This is a genomic window from Microbacterium sp. ZW T5_45, assembly GCF_044987415.1.
Lineage (GTDB): Bacteria > Actinomycetota > Actinomycetes > Actinomycetales > Microbacteriaceae > Microbacterium.
This window is the reverse complement of sequence record NZ_JBJDRJ010000052.1, coordinates 1-19911: the sequence shown is the minus strand read 5'-3', so window position 1 is coordinate 19911 and position 19911 is coordinate 1. Positions and strand designations below refer to the sequence as shown.

The window sequence follows — 19911 nt, the reverse complement described above, 5'->3', positions numbered from 1 at the left end:
ACAACAAGCGTCTCCACGAAGCTCTCGACTACGCCACCCCAACCGAGATCGAAGCCGCCTACTATCAATCACAGAACGCCGAACCGGCGCTCACATAGACAACGGAACAGAACCCAGGGCGGTTCAGTGCCTCGGGCGCGGTGTGGTCGGGCGGTGTTGTAGTGCTCCTGGAACGTGTCGAGTTGGGTCTGCAGTTCGTGGATGGTCGCGGCTCGGGGGTGTGCGGTCAGCCAGCGTTTGAGGGTCTGGTGGAATCTCTCGATCTTGCCCTGGGTCTGCGGGTGGTTGGGGGCGCCGTTCTTCTGTCGGATGCCGAGGGCGGCGATGACGTACTCGAACTCGTTGCGGGCTCCGGAGTGGCGGGCTGTGTAGACGCGGCCGTTGTCGGTCAGTGTGGACGCGGGTGGTCCGTAGGTTTCGACGCATTGCAGGAATGTGTCAACGACGTTCCGGCCGGTGACGGGGTGGTGGACGGTGCAGCTGAGGAGCTTGCGGGAGTGGTCGTCGAGCCAATTCAGGATCTCGACGTCGGTTGCGTCAGCGAGGCGCCAGTGGGTGAAGTCTGACTGCCATGTCTCGTTCGGTTGCGCGGCTTCGAACCGGATGTAGGAGGATTTGGGGCGTTTGCGGGGTTCGGGGGTGATCAGTCCTGCGGTGTGTAGGACGCGGCGGATGGTGGACGTGGAGGGGGCGGTGAGTCCTTCTTGTCGCAGATGCCAGGCGATCGTGACTGGTCCGGCGTCTGTTCCGGCCGCGGTCAGCGTGCGTCGTAGTTGCACGATGCGGTCGCGGACGCGGTCGGTGATCGCGTGGGGACGGGTCAATGGTGCCCGTGATCGGGCGTCGAGCCCGTCGAGCCCCTCGGCCCGGTATCGGGCGAGGAGTTTGTGCAGGTATTGCCGCGAGACCCCGTACTCGGACGCTGCGGCCGTGACCGAGAGCTCTCCAGCGATGATCTTCAACACCACGACCCGATGCTTCGATGACATGCCCCACTGTCGCCTATGACGCGACGCACGTGTCGCCGATCATGTGTCGCCTATGTCATGAACTCAGACACCCTTAGGTCCACCAATCGTGATGAGTCTCGGCATAGGAGACAGGTCATGAAGAAGAGCCCGGCCATCGGCCGGGCTCTTCTTCGTTGTTGCGCCGGCCATCCTGGGTCAGCGGCGCGCGTCCCATCTTTCCTGTGCGCTCGCGCCATGCCGGTACCTCTCCTGCATCGTCGAGACACCGGGCCGATGTGAGCACATCGGGTCGACGAAGAGCGCCGTGTTGGAGGGCCCTGTCGACCATGTGTTGCAGTGGCTAGGGTCTCACCATGACCGATCTGTTCGCAGGGTTCCCGGTGTCCGACTTCGAGCGAGCGTCGCAGTGGTACCGGACGGTGCTCGGCACCGATCCGGCGTTCTCTCCCCATGACCACGAATCGGTGTGGGCTGTCGGGGAGCACGCCTACGTCTACATAGAGCTGCTTCCCGAACGAGCCGGAGGCGCACTGACGATGGTGATGGTCGACGACCTCGACTCGACGATCGCAGGCGTATCGGCGCGGGGTATCGAGCCGCTTCGCACCGAGAAGTACGAAGCAGGAATGCGCAAGGTCGTCTACCAGGACCCAGACGGCAACGAACTGTCATTCGGAGGCACCAGCGCAGAGCGGTGACCCTCACCGCGCGATCGGCACCCGCAGCGTCACCACGCTTCCTGCACCCTCGACCGAGCGGATCGAGACGTCGCCGCCGTGGCGTCGCATGACCGTCGCGACGAGCGTGAGACCGATGCCGGAGCCCGCGACGTCCCTGGCGTTCTGCGCGCGGGCGAGCTCATCGAAGACGAGCGGCAGGTCCGCCGCGGGGATGCCGCGCCCCGCGTCGGCCACCTCGATCACGGCGTGACCGTCCTGCTCGCGCAGCCGCACCTCGATGGGGCCCGTCGCGGAGTACTTCGCCGCGTTGCCGAGCACGTTGTCGATCGCGAGAGACAGCAGATCGAGATCGGCAGAGAGCGGCGGCACGGCCCAGGGGACGCGGGTCACGGTGAGCGACACCCGTGCACCGGTGGCCGGATGCTGCGGCTCGAGAGCCTCGATGGATTCGCGCAGCAGCTGCTCCAGATCGACCGTCTCGAGGTCGAGCGGGCGGGTCTCGAGCTCGGCGAGCTTGCGCAGGTCCCTCACCAGCGTGCTCAGCCTGGTCGCCTGGGCGTCGACCGTCCGCCAGGCATCGTCGCCGCTCGCCTCGCGTGCGGCCGCGGTCGCCCTGATCGCCGTGATCGGGTTCTTCAGCTCATGGTCGAGCCGTGCAAGGAACCGGCGATGCTGTTGCCGCTCCTGATCGGCGGCAGCCGAAGCCGCGGCTGCGGCGGCCTCGGACACCGCCCTCACCCGCGATTCGCGGGCCAGACGCACGAGCAGGATGCACAGCGGAACCGCCGCGATGACGAGCCCGCCCGCGAGGACGACGGCGGGCAGCGCCGCGGTGACCGCGAGCATCCGGGCGTCGCCGGCGATCAGCATCCCGCAGGCGGCGAGCACGCCGAGCGCCGCCGGGACGACGGAAGCAACCACCAGCGCCGCGCGCGACCTGGGGCTCATGCGGCCGTCACCTTGGCGGCGAAGCGGTAGCCGAGGCTCTGCGCGGTCTCGATGAAGCGCGCATCGCCCGCAGCGTCGTCGAGCACCCGCCGCAGCTCGGCGATACGGTGGTCGACCGCGCGGCTCGAGGTCGCGAAGTCGAAGCCCCACAGGGTTGACAGCAGTCGCTCCCTCGTGTGCACCTCGTGCGGGTGCAGCATCAGGTACTCCAGCAGCGTCAGCGCCTTCGGCGTGAGCGTGAGCTCGGTGTCTCCGCGCCACACCCGACGTGCGGTGCGATCCAGCACCAGGTCGTCGGCACGGAGCCTCTGCGCCGTCCGGAGCGACCCTGCGCCCTGCGCCGTGCGCCGAAGGACCGCGCGGATACGCGAGATCAGCTCGTGCGGATCGAACGGCTTGTTCAGGTAGTCGTCGGCACCCTCGTCGAGCGCGGCGCTCCGCTCCCACGACTCGCCGACCTGCGTGAGCAGGATGATCGGCAGCGACAGCTGCCGCGCCCGCACACGACGCACGAACTCGCGACCGTCGACGTGCGGCATGAGCACATCGCACACGATGAGGTCGGGCAGCTCCCGCTCGACCTCGGCGAGTCCTGCACGGCCGTCCTCGGCGACCCGCACGTCGAACCCGCTTCGCGCGAGGAACGCGGCCAGCGCGTCGGTGATCGCCGCATCGTCGTCGACGAGCAGGATGCCTGGGCGTTCGGGCGCGTCCACCGGTTCAGCCCCGCGTCAAGGTATTGGCGGAGCCGCGGTCATCGACCGTCGGGGCCTGACCGGTCCAGTGCACGACGCTCGCGCTGCCGGTCACCGTCAGGGAGCCGATCGTCTCGGCGTAGACGATGGTGCCCGATCCGGACAGGCTGAGGTTCTCGACGTCGTCGGCGATCACGACGCCCGCGTCGATGGCGATCACGAGGTCGGCGCAGGAGCCCTCGACGCGGATGATCGCCCCGTCCTGGTCGAGGGTGCCGCTCGGGCAGGGCATCGTCGTGGTCGCAGCAGCGGTGAGCCGTTCGCGTTCCTCTGCGTTCTCGTCGGAGAGCTCCGAGGTCTCAGCGTCGTCGTCAGCGGGCGTCGCGGAGGACTCAGACGCAGATGGGGCGGTCGCGGACGGCGCCGACGACGGCTCGGAGGCCGCCTCGGAAGGCGCGGACGGCGAGGCGTCGCCGTCGACGATCGTGGCGGAGCAGCCGCTCAGCGCTCCCGCGAGCAGCAGTGCGGCCACAGCCGCGGCAGTCAGTGTCGTGCGTCGCATGTCCGTCATCCTCTCGTACATCCGCAGGCCTGCCGCGCCGCTCACAGCGCGGCCGGGATGAAGATCTCGACGCGGCGGTTCAGCTGTCGGCCCGCCGGGTTGTCGGCGCCGTCGACCTCGTTCGCGGCGACCGGACGCGTCTCTCCGAAGCCCTCCGCGGTGAACCGGGTCGTGGCCCCGCGCTCCGTGAGTCCCTCGACCACGGACTTCGCGCGCGCCTCGGACAGCTGCTGGTTGTAGGCGTCGTCACCGATCGAATCCGTGTGGCCCGACACGACCGCATCGCCGACGGCGAGGGACTCGAGCACCGAGGCCACGGAGTCCAGCGTGGTCGCGGCATCCGCTCGGATCTCGCTGCGATCGAAGTCGAACAGCACGCCGTCCTCGAAGGTCAGCGTCGTGCCGCACGACTCCAGCGGGGCGAGCGCGGCCAGCGGGGGGAACGAACCCAGGCGGGGCACGGTCGCCAGCGGTTCGGCCTCGACATCGACGCCGTCGACCTTGGCGGTGCCGTCTCCGAAGTTCTGGATCGTGACCTCGCCGTCGGAGTAATTCCCCGATCCGTCTCCGAAGTTCTGGATGCTCACGCCGTGACCCGTGTAGTTGCCGGAGCCGTCTCCGAAGTTCTGGATCGTGACCTCGCCGTCGGAGTAGTTCCCCGATCCGTCTCCGAAGATCTCGACCGTCGTCGTCGCATCCGAGTAGTTGCCGGATCCGTCTCCGAAGTTCTGGATCGTCACCACGCCGTCGGAGTAGTTCCCCGACCCGTCGCCGAAGTTCTGGATCGTCACGCCGTTGATCGTCGAGGTGCCGGAGCCGTCTCCGAAGTTCTGAACTGTTCCGTCCGGGCCGGTGAACGCTCCGGAGCCGTCGCCGTAGAGGTAGGCGCTGCCGTTGCCCGAGACCACAGCACCCGACTCATCGCAGTGCGCCGGTGCGGCCGTCACGCCCGGGATGTCGGCGAGCGCGGCGTTCACCTCGATCGTGAACGCCGACGCCGAGGTGTCGAGCAGCGCCAGATCGGGCAGCCGGAACAGGGGGACGGGCGGGAACTGCCCGACGTCGTAGCCGGCGACCGTCGGAGTGGAGGGGGCGGATGCCGTCGGGCTCGGAGCCGGGCGGGAGCTGCTCGAAGAGGCTGGCTCCGCCCCGACGTCCGCCGCGCAGCCGGTGAGCGCCAAGACGGCGATGGAGCTCAGTGCGATGACGGAGCGCGGGATCGTGATGCGTGCTGTGGTCATGCATCGAGCGTATCCAGCCGCTGTGGCGATGCTGTCGCCGTCGTGTCGCAGTCCTGCGACATGGCGGTCATCGTGCCAGACGCGATTCCAGCACAGCCGCCGTCTCGCGGACCGCTCCCGCAAGGGTCTGCTCTGTGACCGTCTGCTCAGCGGACATCTGGTCAGTGAGCTCGTCGCCACCCGCCCAGGTGACGGCGACGGCGGCGATCGGCCATCCTGCGTGATCACGCACCACGGCGCCGACGCTGCGCAGCCCCTCGGCGACCTCGCCGTCCTCGGTCGCGTATCCCGATGCGCGGACCGCGCGCAACAGCTCCCGCAGTTCGCGGGGTCGGCGGAGTCCGCGACCGGTGCGGTCGGGGAACGCCGACGCATCGGGGTAGAGGGCGACGATCTGCTCGCGGGGGAGAGCGGCGAGCATCGCCCGACCCGTGGCGGTGAGATGGGCGGGCAGCCGCACGCCGACGTCGGTCACCAGAGCGGGCCGACGTGCCGCTCTCTCTTCGACGATGTAGAGCACGTCGCTGCCGCTCATCACCGCGAGATGCGCGCTCTCGCCCAATCGGTCGGAGAGCGCGGCGACGAGTGGACGGCCCAGGCGGGCCAGGGGCTGCTGTCTCGTGTAGCCGCTCGCGAGCTCGAAGGCCGATGTGCCCAGGCCCCAGCGGCGCTCTTCACGGAAGTGCAGGACGAAACCCTGCTCCGCCATCGTGGCGAGCAGGTGGTAGACGGTCGAGCGCGGCAGCGCGAGATCGCGGGCCAGAGCGGATGCCGCCACCGGTGCCGCGCGCCCCGCGAGGTGCCGCAGGATGCGCAGCGTGCTCTCGGCGGCCGGCACCTGCGCAGCACCGGCCTTTTCGGCATCCGATGTGGCGGCATTCGATCTGTCTGGGATCACAGACACAGCGTGCCATGAACACCCCGCGGTGGCGACCTCGGAGGTGTGGAATCGGGATATGACCGCACGCCCCACTCTCGTCGTCGGCGCCGAGCCGCTGACCATCGACGACGTCGTCGCCGTCGCTCGACACGGCGCGACCGTCGCCATCGACCCCGCCGCCCTCGACCGCGTCGCCGAGACCCGCGAGGTGATCGATGCGCTCGCGGTCGACCCGCATCCTCACTACGGCGTCTCCACCGGGTTCGGTGCCCTGGCGACCACGTTCATCGCCCCGGAACGGCGACTGCAGTTGCAGGCAAGCCTCATCCGCTCGCACGCCGCGGGCACGGGGGCCGAGGTCGAGCGCGAGGTCGTGCGCGGCATCCAGCTGCTCCGCCTGCAGACTCTGGCGTCCGGGCGCACCGGTGTGCGGCCCGTCGTCGTCGAGACCTATGCCGCGCTGCTGAACGCCGGCATCGTGCCGATCGTGCGCGAGTACGGCTCCCTCGGCTGCTCGGGCGACCTCGCCCCACTCGCCCATATCGCGCTCGCCGCGATGGGTGAGGGGGAGGTGCGCATCTCAGACCGGTCATCGAGCGAGCGCAGCGAGACGACACGCGTCGATGCATCCGAGGCGCTCGCCGCTGCGGGGATCGAGCCTCTCGTGCTCGTGGAGAAGGAGGGGCTGGCCCTCATCAACGGCACCGACGGCATGCTCGGCATGCTCGCGCTCGCCCTGCACGACCTCGACGCGCTGCTGCTGACCGCCGACGTCGCGGCCGCGATGTCGATCGAGTCGCAGCTGGGCACGGATGCCGTCTTCGCCGCCGATCTCATGGCGCTGCGACCACAGGCGGGCCAGGGCGTGTCGGGTGCGCACCTGCGCTCCTTCCTCGCCGAGTCGCCGATCATCCACAGCCACAAGGGGCCGGAGGACGGACGGGTGCAGGACGCGTACTCGCTGCGGTGCTCGCCGCAGGTGCACGGCGCCGCGCGCGACACCGCGGGATACGCGGCGACCATCGCCGAGCGCGAGCTCGCCAGCGTCATCGACAACCCGGTGATCACCGTCGACGGACGCATCGAGTCCAACGGCAACTTCCACGGGGCGCCGGTCGCCGCGGTGCTGGACTTCCTCGCGATCTCGGTCGCCGATGTCGCCTCGGTATCGGAGCGCCGCACCGATCGCGCCCTGGATCCCGCACGCAACCGCGGCCTGCCGCCGTTCCTCGCCGATGAGGTCGGCGTCGACTCCGGGCTCATGATCGCGCAGTACGCCGCAGCCGGCATCGTCTCCGAGCTCAAGAGGCTCGCCGTTCCGGCATCCGTCGACTCCATCCCGTCGTCGGCGATGCAGGAGGACCACGTCTCGATGGGCTGGGCCGCGGCCCGCAAGCTGCGCCGCGCGATCGACGGGCTCGGCCGGGTGCTCGCGATCGAGATCCTCACCGGCGCACGCGCCCTGGACCTGCGGGCCCCGCTGCAGGCAGGACCCGCGACCGGGGCGGTGCGCGATCTCGTGCGCACGGTCGCCGGCGGCCCAGGACCCGACCGTTTCCTCTCACCCGACATGGAGGCCGTGACCGCGCTCGTGCAGTCCGGCGCCGTTGCCCGCATCGCGAAGGAGCATGCATCATGACCGACCAGGCCCGGACGATCCGTGCACCGCGCGGCAACCAGCGCACCGCCAAGAGCTGGGGTGCCGAGGCAGCCAAGCGGATGCTGATGAACAACCTCGACCCCGAGGTCGCCGAGCACCCAGAGGACCTCGTGGTCTACGGCGGTACCGGCCGGGCCGCCCGCAGCTGGGAGGCGTACGACGCGATCGTGCGCACGCTCGATGAGCTGGAACCCGATGAGACGCTGCTCGTGCAGTCCGGCAAGCCGGTGGGCGTGTTCCGTACCCACGAGTGGGCGCCGCGGGTCTTGATCGCGAACTCGAACCTCGTGGGGGACTGGGCGACCTGGCCCGAGTTCCGTCGACTGGAGTCCCTCGGCCTGATGATGTACGGCCAGATGACCGCGGGGTCGTGGATCTACATCGGCTCGCAGGGCATTCTGCAGGGCACGTATGAGACCTTCGCCGCGGTGGCCCGTTCCCTCGGCCGGGAGTCGCTGCGCGGCACGCTGACGCTCACCGGCGGCGCCGGAGGCATGGGCGGGGCACAGCCGCTCGCGGTGACGATGAACGACGGCGCGGTGCTCATCGTCGACGTCGACGAGAGCAGGCTCGCGCGCCGGGTGGCGCACGGTTACCTCGATGAATACCACGCGGATCTCGACCTGGCGCTGGAGCGGGCGCTCGCCGCGAAGGATGCCGGTGAGGCGCGCTCGATCGGCGTCGTCGGCAACGCGGCCGAGGTGTTCCCCGAGCTGTTGCGCCGCGGCGTGCCGATCGACGTCGTGACCGATCAGACCAGTGCGCACGACCCTCTCGCGTATCTGCCGATCGGCACATCCGTCGAGGATTGGAAGGCCGAGGCCGAGCGCGACCCGGAGGACTTCACCCGGAGATCCCGCGCCTCGATGGCGGCGCACGTCGCCGCGATGGTCGGGTTCCAGGATGCCGGCGCCGCGGTGTTCGACTACGGCAACTCGATCCGCGCCGAGGCGCAGCTCGGCGGCTTCGATCGCGCCTTCGCCTTTCCCGGGTTCGTGCCCGCCTACATCCGTCCGCAGTTCGAGGAGGGACGCGGACCGTTCCGCTGGGCCGCGCTCTCGGGCGACCCAGAGGATATCGCGAAGACCGAGCGCGCGATCGCCGAGCTCTTCCCCGACGATGCCGCCCTGCACCGCTGGCTCGAGAAGGCCGGCGAGAAGGTGCACTTCGAGGGCCTTCCCGCCCGTATCTGCTGGCTCGGCTACCAGGAGCGTCACCTCGCCGGCCTGAAGTTCAACGAGATGGTCGCCTCCGGCGAGCTGTCGGCCCCGATCGTGATCGGCCGTGACCACCTCGACTCCGGATCCGTGGCCTCGCCCTACCGTGAAACCGAGGCGATGAAGGACGGCTCCGACGCGATCGCCGACTGGCCGCTGCTGAACGCACTGCTGAACACGGCATCCGGAGCATCGTGGGTATCGTTGCACCACGGCGGGGGCGTGGGGATCGGCAGGTCGATCCACGCCGGTCAGGTCACGGTCGCCGACGGCTCGGCGCTCGCGGCCGAGAAGCTCGAGCGCGTGCTCACCAACGACCCCGGCACCGGAGTGATGCGCCACGTCGACGCCGGATACGAGCACGCCCGCGAGGTGGCGCGCGAGCGCGGGCTGAAGGTGCCGATGCTGTGAGCACTCTGCTGATCACCGACATCGGGGAGCTGACGACGAACGCGGGCGCCGACGCGGCGGATCCGGCAAGCACTCTCCACGACGCCGCCGTGCTCGTCGAGGACGGCCTCATCGCCTGGGTCGGCCCGGCCGGCGATGCGCCCGCGGCCGACGAGACCGTCGATGTCGCGGGCCGGGCGGTGATCCCCGGCTTCGTCGACAGTCACAGCCACCTCGTGTTCGGCGGCGATCGGGCGGTCGAGTTCGAGGCGCGGACGGCGGGGCAGAAGTATGCCGCCGGCGGCATCCGCTCGACGGTGGCAGCGACGCGATCGGCGAGCGACGAGGAGTTGCGGGCGCGGCTGCGGGGCTTCATCGACGAGATGCACGCCCAGGGCACGACGACCGTCGAGATCAAGAGCGGGTACGGTCTCAGCGTCGTCGACGAGGAGCGCCTGGTGCGTCTCGCGTCGGAGGCCACGAGCGAGGTCACATTCCTCGGAGCGCATGTGGTGCCGCCCGAGTTCGAGGGGAGGGCCGATGAGTACGTCGATCTCGTGACCGGCCCGATGCTCGATGCGTGCGCCCCGTACGCGCGCTGGATCGACGTGTTCTGCGAGACCGGCGCCTTCTCCGTGGCGCAGTCCCGGCGCGTGTTGGAGGCGGGCATCGCCCGAGGGCTGCAGCCGCGGATGCATGCGAGCCAGCTCGGGCCCGGCGACGGCGTGCGGCTGGCGGTCGAGCTGGGGGCGGCATCCGTCGATCACGGCACGTATCTGACGGACGCCGACGTCGAGATGCTCACCGCCTCCGACACCGTGCTGACCCTGCTGCCCGGGGTCGAGTTCTCGACCCGCCAGCCCTATCCCGATGCGCGACGCCTGATCGACGCGGGCGTCACGGTCGCTCTCGCGTGCGACACCAACCCTGGTTCGAGCTTCACCTCGTCGATGCCGTTCTGTATCGCCGTCGCGGTGCGGGACATGGGGATGACTCCGGCCGAAGCTGTGCGGGCGGCGACCGCCGGGGGCGCGGCGGCCCTGCGCCGCGACGACATCGGCGTGCTCTCACCGGGCAAGAGCGCCGACCTCGTGCTGCTGCGGGCTCCGTCTCGCATCCACCTCGCCTATCGCCCGGGCGTGCCGCTGATCGATCGCGTGTGGAAGGACGGGCTGGTCGTCGGCTGAGGGGAACGGCCGCGACCAGCCCGCACTCACCGCAGGGCCCGCGCGCAGACCACGGCGGCTGCCGCCGACCATGCCTGCGGGCGGCAGGCGGCGGGGTAGGGGACGGGCAGGCCGCCCGGGATCCTCGTGTCACCGGCGTGCAGTTCCGGTACCCGGTAGTCGAAGCCCTCGGCCACATCGACGAGCTGGAGCGCGATGCTGCGCGCCTCCTCGTCGAGACCCGCTCGGAGCATGCCGTGCACGGCGATCGCGGTGTCGTGGGTCCAGACGCTGCCGCCGTGATAGCTCAGCGGCCAGTATCCGGCGGCTCCCGTCGAGAGCGTGCGGATGCCGTACCCGCTCGACAGCGAGGCGTCCAACAGCAGCGCAGCACAGGCGCGCTCCTCGTCGGGATCGAGCAGACCCGTTCCGATCAGGTGCCCGATGTTGCTCGTGAGGGTGTCGACGGCCGCGCCGTGTGCGTCCAGTGCGATGGCGGGGTAGCGCCCCTCGACGGTCTCGACCCAGTAGGCGGCGCGGAAACGCGCGCGCAGGTCGGCCGCCCAGGTGCGCAGTTCTGCGCCGCCCTGCTCGCCGAGCTCGTCGAGCAGGACCGCACCGCGGACCGCGGCCTCATACGCGTAGGCCTGCACTTCGCTGAGCGCGATCGGGCCCTCGGCGAGCCTGCCGTCGCGCCACTGGATGGAGTCGCCCGAGTCCTTCCACCCCTGGTTCGCGAGTCCGTGGCCGGTCTCGTCGACGTAGTCGATGAAGCCGCTGCCCGAGGCGTCGCCGTGCACGGTCATCCATTCCAGTGCGGCACGAAGGGCCGGGAGGAGCGCGCGCACCTCATCGAGCGGCATCCCGGCCTCGTGGGCATCCGCGAGCAGGCACACCCACAGCGGGGTGGCGTCGACCGTGCCGTAGTAGAGCGGGGGCAGGAGCACCCCCTCCTGCGGTAGCGAGAGGGCACCGCTGCGCAGCTCGTGCGGGATCTTCCCCGGTGCCTGTGCCGTCGCGGCATCCGTCTGCGTCCCCTGCAGCCGGGCGAGCACTCGGAGGGTCGAGGCGGCCATGGCCGGGTCCGTATCGAGCGCGAGCCGTGCCGCCCACAGCGAGTCGCGGCCGAAGAGGGTGAAGAACCACGGCGCACCGGCGGCGTAGAAGGCATCGTCGGGGTGCTCCGGAACCGTCAGGCGGAGCGCGTCGAGGTCGGCCTCCGCGCGGGCGAGCCAGCGTGCCGCCCGCGGATCCGAGGATCCCGCCCCTTCCGATCGCGTCGACGGAGATGCGGCCGACACCACGAGGGTCGGATCGTCGAGCTGCACCGACCACGAGAGCTGCGTCGAGCCGTGGGCGGCCGCGACGGCGTACCAGGTCAGGGTGAGCGCATCGCCCTCGTGCTCGATCGTCGCACCGGGGGCCGCGACCGCGAAAGAGGCGGAGCCCGCGCGGCAGAACGTGCCGTCCCAGCTCCACTCGGAGTCGCCGACGAGACCGGCCTTGACCAGCTGCAGCGGCGCGAAGTCGGGCACGAGGCGCACGGTGAGCGCGAACGGCACGGCGCTCTCGAGATGAGCCGACAGGCGGATGCTCTCGCTGAAGATCCCCGCGCGCACGGTGCGCTCGCGGTCGAGGCGCACCTTGGGGTCCGCCGAGGGGTCGTCGAGCCCGCGGAGCACGTCGGTGAGGAGCACCCGCCGCGGATCGGGCGACGAGCATCCGATCGACTCGAGGGTCGTGCCGTGCACGGTCGTGTCGATCGTCCGGATGTGACGGACATCCCCGTGATAGAGACCGTGGATCGGCCCCTCGCCCACGCGCCCCTCGGCGTCCGACCACATCTGGGTCGGCGCTTCGAAGGCGATCACGGCGGCGTCGAGCAGCGGCTGGAGGGAGGAATCGGGGGTCATTCCTTGACGGCTCCTTCTGTGGAGTTCATGATGCGGCGCTGGAACACGAAGAACATCACGGCGACGGGGATCGTCATGATGAGCGCCGCGGCCAGCTTGATCGGGTACTGGGTGCCCTGGCTGAGCTGTCCGCTCGCGAGCGAGGCGACACCCTTGGTGAGCGTCGTCAGGGCGGGGTCGTTGGTCGAGACGATGAAGTGGCTCAGCTCGTTCCAGGAGCCCTGGAACGACAGGATCACGATCGTGATGAGCGCCGGAGTCGCCATCGGCAGCACCACCGACCAGAACAGGCGGAACGTGCCGGCGCCGTCGATACGGGCCTGCTCCTCGACCGAGACGGGGATCGATTCGAAGAAGTTCTTCATGATGAAGACGCCCGCGGCATCGACCAGCAGGGGCAGGATCATGCCGGCATAGGAGTTGAACATGCCGAGCTGGTTGATCACGAGGAACTTGGGGATCAGCAGCACCACCGTGGGCACAGACATCACGGCGACGAGGGCCGCGAACACGACGCCCCTGCCGCGGAACCGCAGGCGGGCGAGCGCGTAGCCGGCGAGCGAGTTGAAGAACACCCTGCCGATGGTGACGGCGATCGTCACGATCGTGCTGTTGACGAACCAGACGGGGAAGTCCGAGTTCGCGAACAGGCGCTGGTAGGCCGCGAACGTCCAGGAGTCGGGCAGGAGCGAGACACCGCTGCTCGCCGCTTCGGCATCGGACTTGAAGCTCGTCGCGACCTGCATGAGGAACGGGTAGATGTAGATCACTGCAAGGACGATCAGCAGCGCGTAGAGCGCGATCTGCCAGCTGAGCTGCTTTCGGGAGAGTCTCACGACCGGCCTCCCTTCGAGGCGACCTGGTACGCCCGGATGCGGCGCCGCGACACGGGGCGGTCGCGCAGCGCCCAGCGCTGGACGAGCGTGAACACGATGATGATGACGAAGAGGATGAACGCGATCGCTGCGCCCTGACCCCACTCCTGGTTCTTGAACGCCGTCTGGTACGAGAGGTACGCCGGGGTTAGCGTCGTCTTGCTCGGTGCGCCACGGCCCCCGGCGTAGATCTGGTCGAAGACCTGCCAGCATCCGATCAGTCCGAGCGTGAGCACCGTGAACAGCGTCGGGCGCAGCTGCGGCAGGGTGACCCGCCAGAAGCGCTGCCAGCCGTTCGCGCCGTCCATCATCGCCGCCTCCTCGACGTCGCCGCCGAGGTTCTGGAGGCCCGCGAGGAAGAGGAGCATGAACGTGCCGGACGTCGTGAACACGGCCATGAGGATGTAGGCGCTCATGGCGATCGATGGACCGGCCAGCCAGTCCCACCAGGAGATGCCCAGTACGCCGCCCTGTGTCAGCGCGACGGGGCCCGTGTCGGTGCCGAGTGCGAGATGCAGGATGCCGCGGGGATCGTTGAACCAGTTCGGACCGTTGATGCCGAACCAGGCGAGGACGCCGTTCACGGCGCCGCTCGAGGTGAAGAGGAACATCCACAGCACGGTGATCGCGACAGAGCTCGTCACCGAGGGGAAGTAGTAGGCGGTGCGGAAGAAGCCGCGCCCGCGGAGGCGCGCACGGTTGACGAGGACGGCGAGGAACAGCGCCAGGGCCGTCTGGAGCGGGACCACCAGCAGCACGTACCAGGCGTTGTTGCGCAGGGCCGTGCCGAAATCCTTGGTGGCGAGCCCGCCGTCGCTGAGGACGGCGGAGTAGTTCTCGGCACCGACGAACGACACGGATCCCGACAGGGGACTGCCGCGGCCGCCCCAGTCGGAGACGCTCACCCACAGCGCCATGAGCACCGGGACGAGGAGGAACACGCCGAGGATCACGATCACCGGAGCGGTGAAGAGCCAGCCGGCGGCGGCCTCGCCGCGGCGGAGCCCGGAGGATCCGCTGCGGCGAGGCGTGGTCGTCGTGGTCATGGCTTACTTGACGACGGCTTCGAGGTTGGACTGCACCGAACCGAGGATCTGTGCGGGATCGGCCGTCCTGAGGGACTCGAGCTGAGCGTTGAAGTCGGAGACGACGTCGGCAGCACCGTCCTGGTTCGGCGGGAACTGTGCGTAGTCCGCGCCGGCGAGGAATGGGGCGAGCTCGGGGTTGGCGGACGTCCAGGCGTCGGCGGCCGACTTGATCGACGGCATCGGACCGAAGGCCTCGGAGAACGCGAGCTGGCTGTCGGCGCTGGTCAGGTACTCGACGAGGTCGAGGGCGGCCGTCTGGTTGGGGCTGTCGGCGGCCATGCCCCAGCAGTTGGTGAACTGCAGCGTGCCCTGACCCGAGGGTCCGGCCGGCAGCTCGGCGACCGTGTACGCCACGTCGGCGTAGTCGTTCGACATCCCGCCGGTGATCCAGTTGCCCTCGATCACCATGGCGGCAGCACCCTTGCCGAGCGCCTCTCCGCCCCAGCCGGCGCCGACGTCCTTGGCGTAGGCGAAGGTGCCGTCGACGAGGTGCGACTTGACGTACTCGAGAGCGTCGACGTTGGCCTGGTCGTCGGCGATGGCGGCGCCGTCCTTCACGAGCCCGCCACCGGCCTCGGCCATGAACGCGCCGATCCGCTGATACTCGGCGCCGAAGGCGAGGCCGACGTGCTCGGGCGTGGTGAGCTTCGCCGCGACTGCGGCGAGGTCGTCCCAGCTCTTCGGCAGATCGGCGTCGGTGAGTCCCGCGTCCGCCCACATCTGCGAGTTGATGACGAGTGCGAGCGTGGAGAAGTCCTTGGGTGCGCAGTAGAAGGTGTCGTCGATCGTGAAGTTCTCGACGAGCGAAGGGTAGAAGTCGTCCTTGTTCGACAGCTCGTCACCGTAGGCCTTGAGCGAGCCGTTCGCGGCGAAACCGGCGATCGCATCGGTCGACAGGTAGAACAGGTCGGCGGGCTCGCCGGCCGCGAAGCCCTGGGAGAGCTCCTGGCTCAGGTCGCTGGCGACCTGGAGCGAGACCTTCGTGCCGGAGTCCTTCGACCAGGCGTCGACGGCCGACTGCACGGCGGCGGTCTCGGCATCACCGGACGAACCGATGAGCAGCGTGAGCCCGTCATCGGAGGAGGTGAGGGCGCCGGAGTCCGTCGATCCGCTGTCGCCTTCGGAGAAGCCGGAGCCACATCCGGTCAGAACGAGGCTGCTGGTGAGCAGCAGAGCGCCCGTGCCGAGGACGGTGCGTGTGGTGTGCCGTGTCATTGTCTCTCTCCTTTGATGAGTGCGACTGCGTGCGGCGGCTCGGGGCCGCGGGGTTTCGGGTGAGGAATTTGAACGATCAAACTCCGCATGCCATAGGCTAGGCGGCGGATCGAGGAAGTGTCAACCCCGGTCCGCTCCTGATGCCGCGAACGAGGAGGTGCGATGGCGAAGGCCCCGACCGTCGAAGACGTCGCCGCGCGGGCCGGCGTCTCCCGGCAGACCGTCTCCAATGTGCTCAACACGCCGGACATCGTGCGTCCGGCGACGCGGGAGCGGGTGCAGACCGCGATCGACGAGCTCGGGTATCGGCGTCATGCCGCCGCGCGGAGGCTGCGGCTGCGACGCAGCTCCACGATCGGCATCCGTCTGGATCCTTACGTCGGCGGCATCTCGGGAGTCGTCCTCGACCGCTTCGTGCACGCGATCACGGAACGTGCGAGCGAGCGAGGACTGCGGATGCTCGTGTACTCGGCGCGCAGCGCCGAGGAGGAGCTGCGGCGTCTGTCGGAGCTCTGGGAGGGCTCCGAGATCGACGCCGCCATCATCACCGGCACCGCGCGGGACGATCCGCGGGTCGCTCACCTCGACGCGGAAGGGCTGCCGTTCGTGTCGTTCGGTCGGCCCTGGGGTGAGGACGACATCGAGGATCCGCTGCATCTCTGGGTCGACGTCGACGGGGCGGCTGGAACACGCGCCGCCGCGGAGCATGCACTCGATCACGGTTCGCGTGTCGCGTTCCTCGGCTGGCCGGCCGGATCGGGGACCGGCGACGATCGCGAGCGCGGCTGGCTCGAGGCGATGGGGGCCCGAGGTCTGACAGCGCCACGACTCGTCACGGAGGAGTCCGTGCCGCACGCCAGGGAGACCGTGGACCGAGCGATCGCCGAAGGGCTCGAAGCGGATGCGCTCGTGTGCGCGAGCGACTCGCTGGCGGTAGGGGCGCTTCTCGCGCTCGCCGCGGCGAGGGTGTCGATCCCCGTGACCGGATTCGACAACACTCCGACCGCCGATGCACTCGGCTTCTCGAGCGTCGAGCAGCGTCCGGAGGACGTGGCCACGGCGATTCTCGCGCTGCTGATGGGCCCGTCGGGCGATGTCGTGCTGCCACGTCGGCTCGAACCTGGCGGTGCGCACGCGCTCATCGAGCCGGAGCTCGTGGTGCGCTGATCCTCTCCTCAGGTAGGGATCGACGCGTCCAGAGCCCCGACCCGCGCGGAGCGATCGCCAGTGAGGGTGACGAATCGTGGAGCATCCGGGAGCGCGGCGAGATCGTCGGCGATCTCGAGGAGCGCCGCGTCCATGGCGTCGCGCAGTGCAGGGTCCTCATCGTCGGGGACGTCGATCGGATGCCGCTCGTCGAGGGGGAGAAGCGCGATGAGGTCGATGTCGGCGAGGGAGTCCTCGACGATCTCCGTCGCCCTGTGCAGCAGATCGCCGTCGCTGCGTCCGAGGTGCTGCAGCGCGGTGAGATAGGCGAGGAAGTCGAGTGGTCCGCGCTCGGCGATCACGTCTGCATCGGCGGAGTCGGCCAGTCTCGTGACGGAGATCCGCAGTTGCCGCGCGAACGCGCCCTCGTCGGCTCCACTCGCCTCGTCGAGCGAGTCGTAGGGGTCGTCGAGGAGGACGAATCGCGGATGGCGCTGTCGGAAGTCGGAGATCAGCGTGCTCTTGCCGCTCGCGTGGGTGCCCGAGACGACGATCCTCATCGGCGCGCCGCGAGTCCGGCGAGCAACTCCAGCACGCACAGGGCCGCAAGCCGCACGGTGCGGTGGTCGTCGGCATCCGCCGTCGCGTCGACCTCGGCGATGTCGGCGCTGACGACGCGCGGGTCGGATGCCACGGCACGGGTGAGCGCGCGCAGCTCCCACGCTGCGAGGCCGCCGGGCACGCTGGCGGGGCAGCCGGGCGCCACGGATCGATCACACACGTCGACGTCGATGTCGAGATGGATGCGGGGTCGCTCGCCGGTGCCGGGTTCGGCTCCCGCGATCTCCTGTGCTTCGGCGACGACGTCGGAGATACCTCGTCGTCGGACGTCGTCGAGAGTGATCACGCGGATGCCCCACTCGGCGGCCCGCCGGGCGTAGGCGAGCGAGTTCGCGAAGTCGGCGATGCCGATCTGCACGATCCTCGTGGGGTCGATCGGAACCGTGTCGACGGATGCCGCAGCGGGGGTGTCTTCGACGAGACGGCGCACGGGGGTGCCGTTGGAGACCCCGTCGCGCAGATCGAAGTGCGCGTCGAACGTGATGAGTCCGGTGGCGCTGGCTCCGAGAGCGACGGGGTAGGTGAGCGAGTTGTCGCCGCCGAGGGCGATCACCAGGTCCGAGGCCGCGGCGAGTTCGCGGACACGGGCGATGGTGCGGGCCTCGCCGTCGTCGCCGTCGGGTTCGGTGATGTCACCGGCGTCCGCGATGCGGAGGACCTCGTTCAGGTCGATCGGCGGCGGACCCATGAGCGTCGTGCCGTAGCGCGGGAGGGCGTCGCGGATCGCGGCCGGTGTCGCATGGGCACCCGTGGGGGAGAGGGAGGTGCGCCAGGTGGGGACGCCGAGCAGCACGGCATCCGTCGTGGTGTCTGCTGCCTTCTCCTCGAAGGCGGGCCAGGAGCCGGCGCGCGGCCAGAGCGGATCGTGCGAGAGGGGCATGTCAGACTCCCGGGATCAGGGCGTGGGCGATCGTGAAGATCGCGAGGCCCGCGAGGGCGCCGACGACGGTTCCGTTGAGGCGGATGTACTGCAGGTCGCGTCCGACCATGAGTTCGATCTTCTCGGTGGTCTCGGCGGGGTCCCACCGCTCGACCGTGTCGGTGATGATCGAGGCGATGTCGTGGCGGTAGCGGTCGACGAGGAAGACCGCGGCGTCGGACACCCAGCCGTCGACGCGGTGCTGCAGGGAGGCGTCGGTGGTGAGGCGTTCCCCGATCTCCTGCAGGGCTTGGTTCATGCGGAGACGGAGGCCGCTGCCGGGATCCGCGAGAGCTCCGAGCAGTCCGTTCTTCGCGGTGTTCCAGGCTTCGGCGGCGAGGCCTCCGACCCGGGGGCTGTCGAACAGCGATGCCTTTGCGTTCTCGAGCCGCTCTCTGGTGAGCGGGTCGTGCTGGAGGTTGTCGGCGAGGCGGGCGAGATATCCGTCGATCGCGTGGCGGGCCGGATGCTGCGGATCGGTCTGCACCGCACGGATGAAGCGGACCGCCTCGTTGTAGGCGGTGTCGTCGACGAACCGGTGGGCGAGTTTCGGGACCCATGACGGCAGCCGGCGCGAGATGAGTCCGGTGAAGGCGACCTCGTTGGCGGCGAGCCAGGTGGCGATGCTGTCGACGGCGAGGTCGACGGCGCCGTGGTGCGCGTCGGCGGCGACGATCTTCTCGAGCCAGACGCCGGCGGGGGTGCCCCATTCCGGGGCGACGAGGTGCTCACGGGCGAGGTCGGTGATGAGGTCGCGGACGTCGTCGTCGCTCAGAGCGTTGAGCACGGCGGTCGCGATCGTGGCTCCTTCGGTGCCGAGCCGCTCGGCGTGCGCGGGTTCGCGGAGCCATTCGCCGGCGCGCTGGGCGATCGGGGTGGCCTGGAGCTTGGTGCGGACGACGTCGGCGGCGAGGAAGTTCGTCTCGACGAACTCGCCGAGCGTGCGGCCGATCTCGTCCTTGCGGTTCGGGATGATCGCGGTGTGCGGGATCGGGAGTCCGAGCGGGCGGCGGAACAGGGCCGTCACGGCGAACCAGTCGGCGAGGGCACCGACCATCCCACCTTCTGCGGCCGCTCGCACGTAGGCGAGCCAGCCGACGCGCTCCTGGAAGGCGAACGCGAAGACGAAGGCGATGGCCATGAAGATCAGAGCACCGAGCGCGACGGCCTTCATCCGGCGCAGGGCGCGCAGCCGATCCTGATCGGCGGGGGAGAGCAGCGTCATCTGCGTTCGCGGCATGGGGACAGTCTGTCACGCGGGTTGCGGGGTGACGCGGGTTAGCGGCTTGGTCTGACCGAGAAGAGGCGGATAGGGCGCCACTCGATCAGAAGTGCCCGATAGCGATCGCCATCGATCTCGGATGGCCGCTGCGAGTTCAGGTGGAGTTCCTGGTCCTGAACATGGGGGCGGAGAAGCAGATCGCGATCCCCGTCGGAGAGAGTTCCCGCATTCGGGTCGGTCTACGCGTTTGAGGCCTTCCTCATCGGTCGGGTGCTCCTGTCAGATAGGAAGACGCGCATCCCTGCGGGTGGACACCGGCCAGCGTGTCTTGCGGTCTTGCGGTCTTGCGGTCTTGCGGTCTTGTGGCCTTGTGGCGGCGGAGTGCAGGGTGCCGACGCAGGAAATGCGAACCGTCGGCGTCGCCATACGGTCGTTCGGCGCGGGAGCGCAACGTGTCAGCGTGCTCAGAAGGGTGGGGGTGGGTTGCTGGTGAATCCGGTGG

18 protein-coding genes are annotated in these 19911 nt (G+C 69.5%); 5 read left to right on the top strand and 13 right to left on the bottom strand.

Annotated features, from left to right (window positions below; all coding sequences use genetic code 11):
* Nucleotides 1-68: 68 nt before the first annotated feature.
* Nucleotides 69-968 carry an IS481 family transposase gene (locus ACI3KS_RS18090; protein ID WP_404919931.1) on the bottom strand — a complete coding sequence of 300 codons (900 nt, stop codon included), beginning with the start codon at nucleotides 966-968 and terminating at the stop codon, nucleotides 69-71.
* A gap of 356 nt (nucleotides 969-1324) precedes the next feature.
* Between ACI3KS_RS18090 and ACI3KS_RS18085 the strand changes: the two genes are divergently transcribed.
* Nucleotides 1325-1669 (top strand): VOC family protein, encoded by a 345-nt coding sequence (locus ACI3KS_RS18085; protein ID WP_404919930.1) that lies wholly within the window; start codon nucleotides 1325-1327, stop codon nucleotides 1667-1669.
* A gap of 3 nt (nucleotides 1670-1672) precedes the next feature.
* Here the strand turns inward: ACI3KS_RS18085 and ACI3KS_RS18080 are convergent, their stop codons facing one another.
* The 5 genes from ACI3KS_RS18080 to ACI3KS_RS18060 form a co-directional block, all read right to left on the bottom strand.
* A complete protein-coding gene (locus ACI3KS_RS18080; protein ID WP_404919929.1) occupies nucleotides 1673-2599 on the bottom strand; it encodes a sensor histidine kinase in 927 nt (308 codons plus the stop codon).
* Nucleotides 2596-3315: a response regulator transcription factor gene (locus ACI3KS_RS18075; protein ID WP_404919928.1), complete on the bottom strand. Its 720-nt coding sequence runs from the start codon at nucleotides 3313-3315 to the stop codon at nucleotides 2596-2598. The genes ACI3KS_RS18080 and ACI3KS_RS18075 overlap by 4 nt, the downstream gene beginning before the upstream one ends.
* Nucleotides 3316-3319: 4 nt before the next feature.
* Nucleotides 3320-3856 carry a DUF3060 domain-containing protein gene (locus ACI3KS_RS18070; protein WP_404919927.1) on the bottom strand — a complete coding sequence of 179 codons (537 nt, stop codon included), beginning with the start codon at nucleotides 3854-3856 and terminating at the stop codon, nucleotides 3320-3322.
* 41 nt (nucleotides 3857-3897) lie between these two features.
* The gene (locus ACI3KS_RS18065) at nucleotides 3898-5097 is read right to left on the bottom strand and encodes an OmpA family protein (RefSeq protein ID WP_404919926.1); all 1200 of its coding nucleotides are present in this window, start codon (nucleotides 5095-5097) and stop codon (nucleotides 3898-3900) included.
* 67 nt (nucleotides 5098-5164) lie between these two features.
* On the bottom strand, nucleotides 5165-5995 hold the full coding sequence (locus ACI3KS_RS18060; RefSeq protein WP_404919925.1) for an IclR family transcriptional regulator: 831 nt from the start codon (nucleotides 5993-5995) through the stop codon (nucleotides 5165-5167).
* A gap of 58 nt (nucleotides 5996-6053) precedes the next feature.
* Here ACI3KS_RS18060 and hutH point away from each other — a divergent pair, with 58 nt between their 5' ends.
* From hutH to hutI, 3 genes are read left to right on the top strand one after another with little or no spacing between them, the layout of a single operon-like run.
* Nucleotides 6054-7616 (top strand): histidine ammonia-lyase, encoded by a 1563-nt coding sequence (gene hutH, locus ACI3KS_RS18055; RefSeq protein ID WP_404919924.1) that lies wholly within the window; start codon nucleotides 6054-6056, stop codon nucleotides 7614-7616.
* Entirely contained in the window at nucleotides 7613-9265 is a 1653-nt protein-coding gene (hutU, locus tag ACI3KS_RS18050) for a urocanate hydratase (protein ID WP_404919923.1), read from the top strand. Before hutH ends, hutU begins: the two co-directional genes overlap by 4 nt.
* A complete protein-coding gene (gene hutI / locus ACI3KS_RS18045; RefSeq protein WP_404919922.1) occupies nucleotides 9262-10431 on the top strand; it encodes an imidazolonepropionase in 1170 nt (389 codons plus the stop codon). The genes hutU and hutI overlap by 4 nt, the downstream gene beginning before the upstream one ends.
* Nucleotides 10432-10457: 26 nt before the next feature.
* Here the strand turns inward: hutI and ACI3KS_RS18040 are convergent, their stop codons facing one another.
* From ACI3KS_RS18040 to ACI3KS_RS18025, 4 genes are read right to left on the bottom strand one after another with little or no spacing between them, the layout of a single operon-like run.
* Nucleotides 10458-12323 carry a glycogen debranching N-terminal domain-containing protein gene (locus tag ACI3KS_RS18040; RefSeq protein WP_404919921.1) on the bottom strand — a complete coding sequence of 622 codons (1866 nt, stop codon included), beginning with the start codon at nucleotides 12321-12323 and terminating at the stop codon, nucleotides 10458-10460.
* Complete coding sequence (locus ACI3KS_RS18035) at nucleotides 12320-13159, bottom strand: carbohydrate ABC transporter permease (protein WP_404919920.1); 840 nt, start codon at nucleotides 13157-13159, stop codon at nucleotides 12320-12322. Before ACI3KS_RS18035 ends, ACI3KS_RS18040 begins: the two co-directional genes overlap by 4 nt.
* Nucleotides 13156-14244, bottom strand: coding sequence for a carbohydrate ABC transporter permease (locus ACI3KS_RS18030; protein WP_404919919.1), 1089 nt, complete (start codon nucleotides 14242-14244; stop codon nucleotides 13156-13158). The genes ACI3KS_RS18035 and ACI3KS_RS18030 overlap by 4 nt, the downstream gene beginning before the upstream one ends.
* 3 nt (nucleotides 14245-14247) lie before the next feature.
* Entirely contained in the window at nucleotides 14248-15501 is a 1254-nt protein-coding gene (locus ACI3KS_RS18025; RefSeq protein WP_404919918.1) for an extracellular solute-binding protein, read from the bottom strand.
* A gap of 162 nt (nucleotides 15502-15663) precedes the next feature.
* On the opposite strand from ACI3KS_RS18025, the gene ACI3KS_RS18020 reads away from it, so the two are divergent.
* On the top strand, nucleotides 15664-16668 hold the full coding sequence (locus ACI3KS_RS18020) for a LacI family DNA-binding transcriptional regulator (RefSeq protein WP_404919917.1): 1005 nt from the start codon (nucleotides 15664-15666) through the stop codon (nucleotides 16666-16668).
* Nucleotides 16669-16676: 8 nt separating this feature from the next.
* Here ACI3KS_RS18020 and ACI3KS_RS18015 read toward each other — a convergent pair whose 3' ends face one another.
* From ACI3KS_RS18015 to ACI3KS_RS18005, 3 genes are read right to left on the bottom strand one after another with little or no spacing between them, the layout of a single operon-like run.
* Complete coding sequence (locus tag ACI3KS_RS18015) at nucleotides 16677-17207, bottom strand: hypothetical protein (RefSeq protein ID WP_404919916.1); 531 nt, start codon at nucleotides 17205-17207, stop codon at nucleotides 16677-16679.
* The gene (locus ACI3KS_RS18010; RefSeq protein ID WP_404919915.1) at nucleotides 17204-18148 is read right to left on the bottom strand and encodes an agmatinase family protein; all 945 of its coding nucleotides are present in this window, start codon (nucleotides 18146-18148) and stop codon (nucleotides 17204-17206) included. Before ACI3KS_RS18010 ends, ACI3KS_RS18015 begins: the two co-directional genes overlap by 4 nt.
* A 1-nt stretch (nucleotide 18149) precedes the next feature.
* Entirely contained in the window at nucleotides 18150-19427 is a 1278-nt protein-coding gene (locus tag ACI3KS_RS18005) for a DUF445 domain-containing protein (RefSeq protein WP_404919914.1), read from the bottom strand.
* Nucleotides 19428-19911 lie beyond the last annotated feature (484 nt).

What these genes read in the sequence shown, in the direction of transcription:
- ACI3KS_RS18085 (WP_404919930.1), top strand. Translation starts at nt 1,325, where the DNA reads ATGACCGATCTGTTCGCAGGGTTCCCGGTGTCCGACTTCGAGCGAGCG.
- ACI3KS_RS18080 (WP_404919929.1), bottom strand. Translation starts at nt 2,599, where the DNA reads ATGAGCCCCAGGTCGCGCGCGGCGCTGGTGGTTGCTTCCGTCGTCCCG.
- ACI3KS_RS18070 (WP_404919927.1), bottom strand. Translation starts at nt 3,856, where the DNA reads ATGCGACGCACGACACTGACTGCCGCGGCTGTGGCCGCACTGCTGCTC.
- ACI3KS_RS18065 (WP_404919926.1), bottom strand. Translation starts at nt 5,097, where the DNA reads ATGACCACAGCACGCATCACGATCCCGCGCTCCGTCATCGCACTGAGC.
- hutH (WP_404919924.1), top strand. Translation starts at nt 6,054, where the DNA reads ATGACCGCACGCCCCACTCTCGTCGTCGGCGCCGAGCCGCTGACCATC.
- hutU (WP_404919923.1), top strand. Translation starts at nt 7,613, where the DNA reads ATGACCGACCAGGCCCGGACGATCCGTGCACCGCGCGGCAACCAGCGC.
- ACI3KS_RS18040 (WP_404919921.1), bottom strand. Translation starts at nt 12,323, where the DNA reads ATGACCCCCGATTCCTCCCTCCAGCCGCTGCTCGACGCCGCCGTGATC.
- ACI3KS_RS18030 (WP_404919919.1), bottom strand. Translation starts at nt 14,244, where the DNA reads ATGACCACGACGACCACGCCTCGCCGCAGCGGATCCTCCGGGCTCCGC.
- ACI3KS_RS18025 (WP_404919918.1), bottom strand. Translation starts at nt 15,501, where the DNA reads ATGACACGGCACACCACACGCACCGTCCTCGGCACGGGCGCTCTGCTG.
- ACI3KS_RS18020 (WP_404919917.1), top strand. Translation starts at nt 15,664, where the DNA reads ATGGCGAAGGCCCCGACCGTCGAAGACGTCGCCGCGCGGGCCGGCGTC.
- ACI3KS_RS18015 (WP_404919916.1), bottom strand. Translation starts at nt 17,207, where the DNA reads ATGAGGATCGTCGTCTCGGGCACCCACGCGAGCGGCAAGAGCACGCTG.
- ACI3KS_RS18010 (WP_404919915.1), bottom strand. Translation starts at nt 18,148, where the DNA reads ATGCCCCTCTCGCACGATCCGCTCTGGCCGCGCGCCGGCTCCTGGCCC.
- ACI3KS_RS18005 (WP_404919914.1), bottom strand. Translation starts at nt 19,427, where the DNA reads ATGCCGCGAACGCAGATGACGCTGCTCTCCCCCGCCGATCAGGATCGG.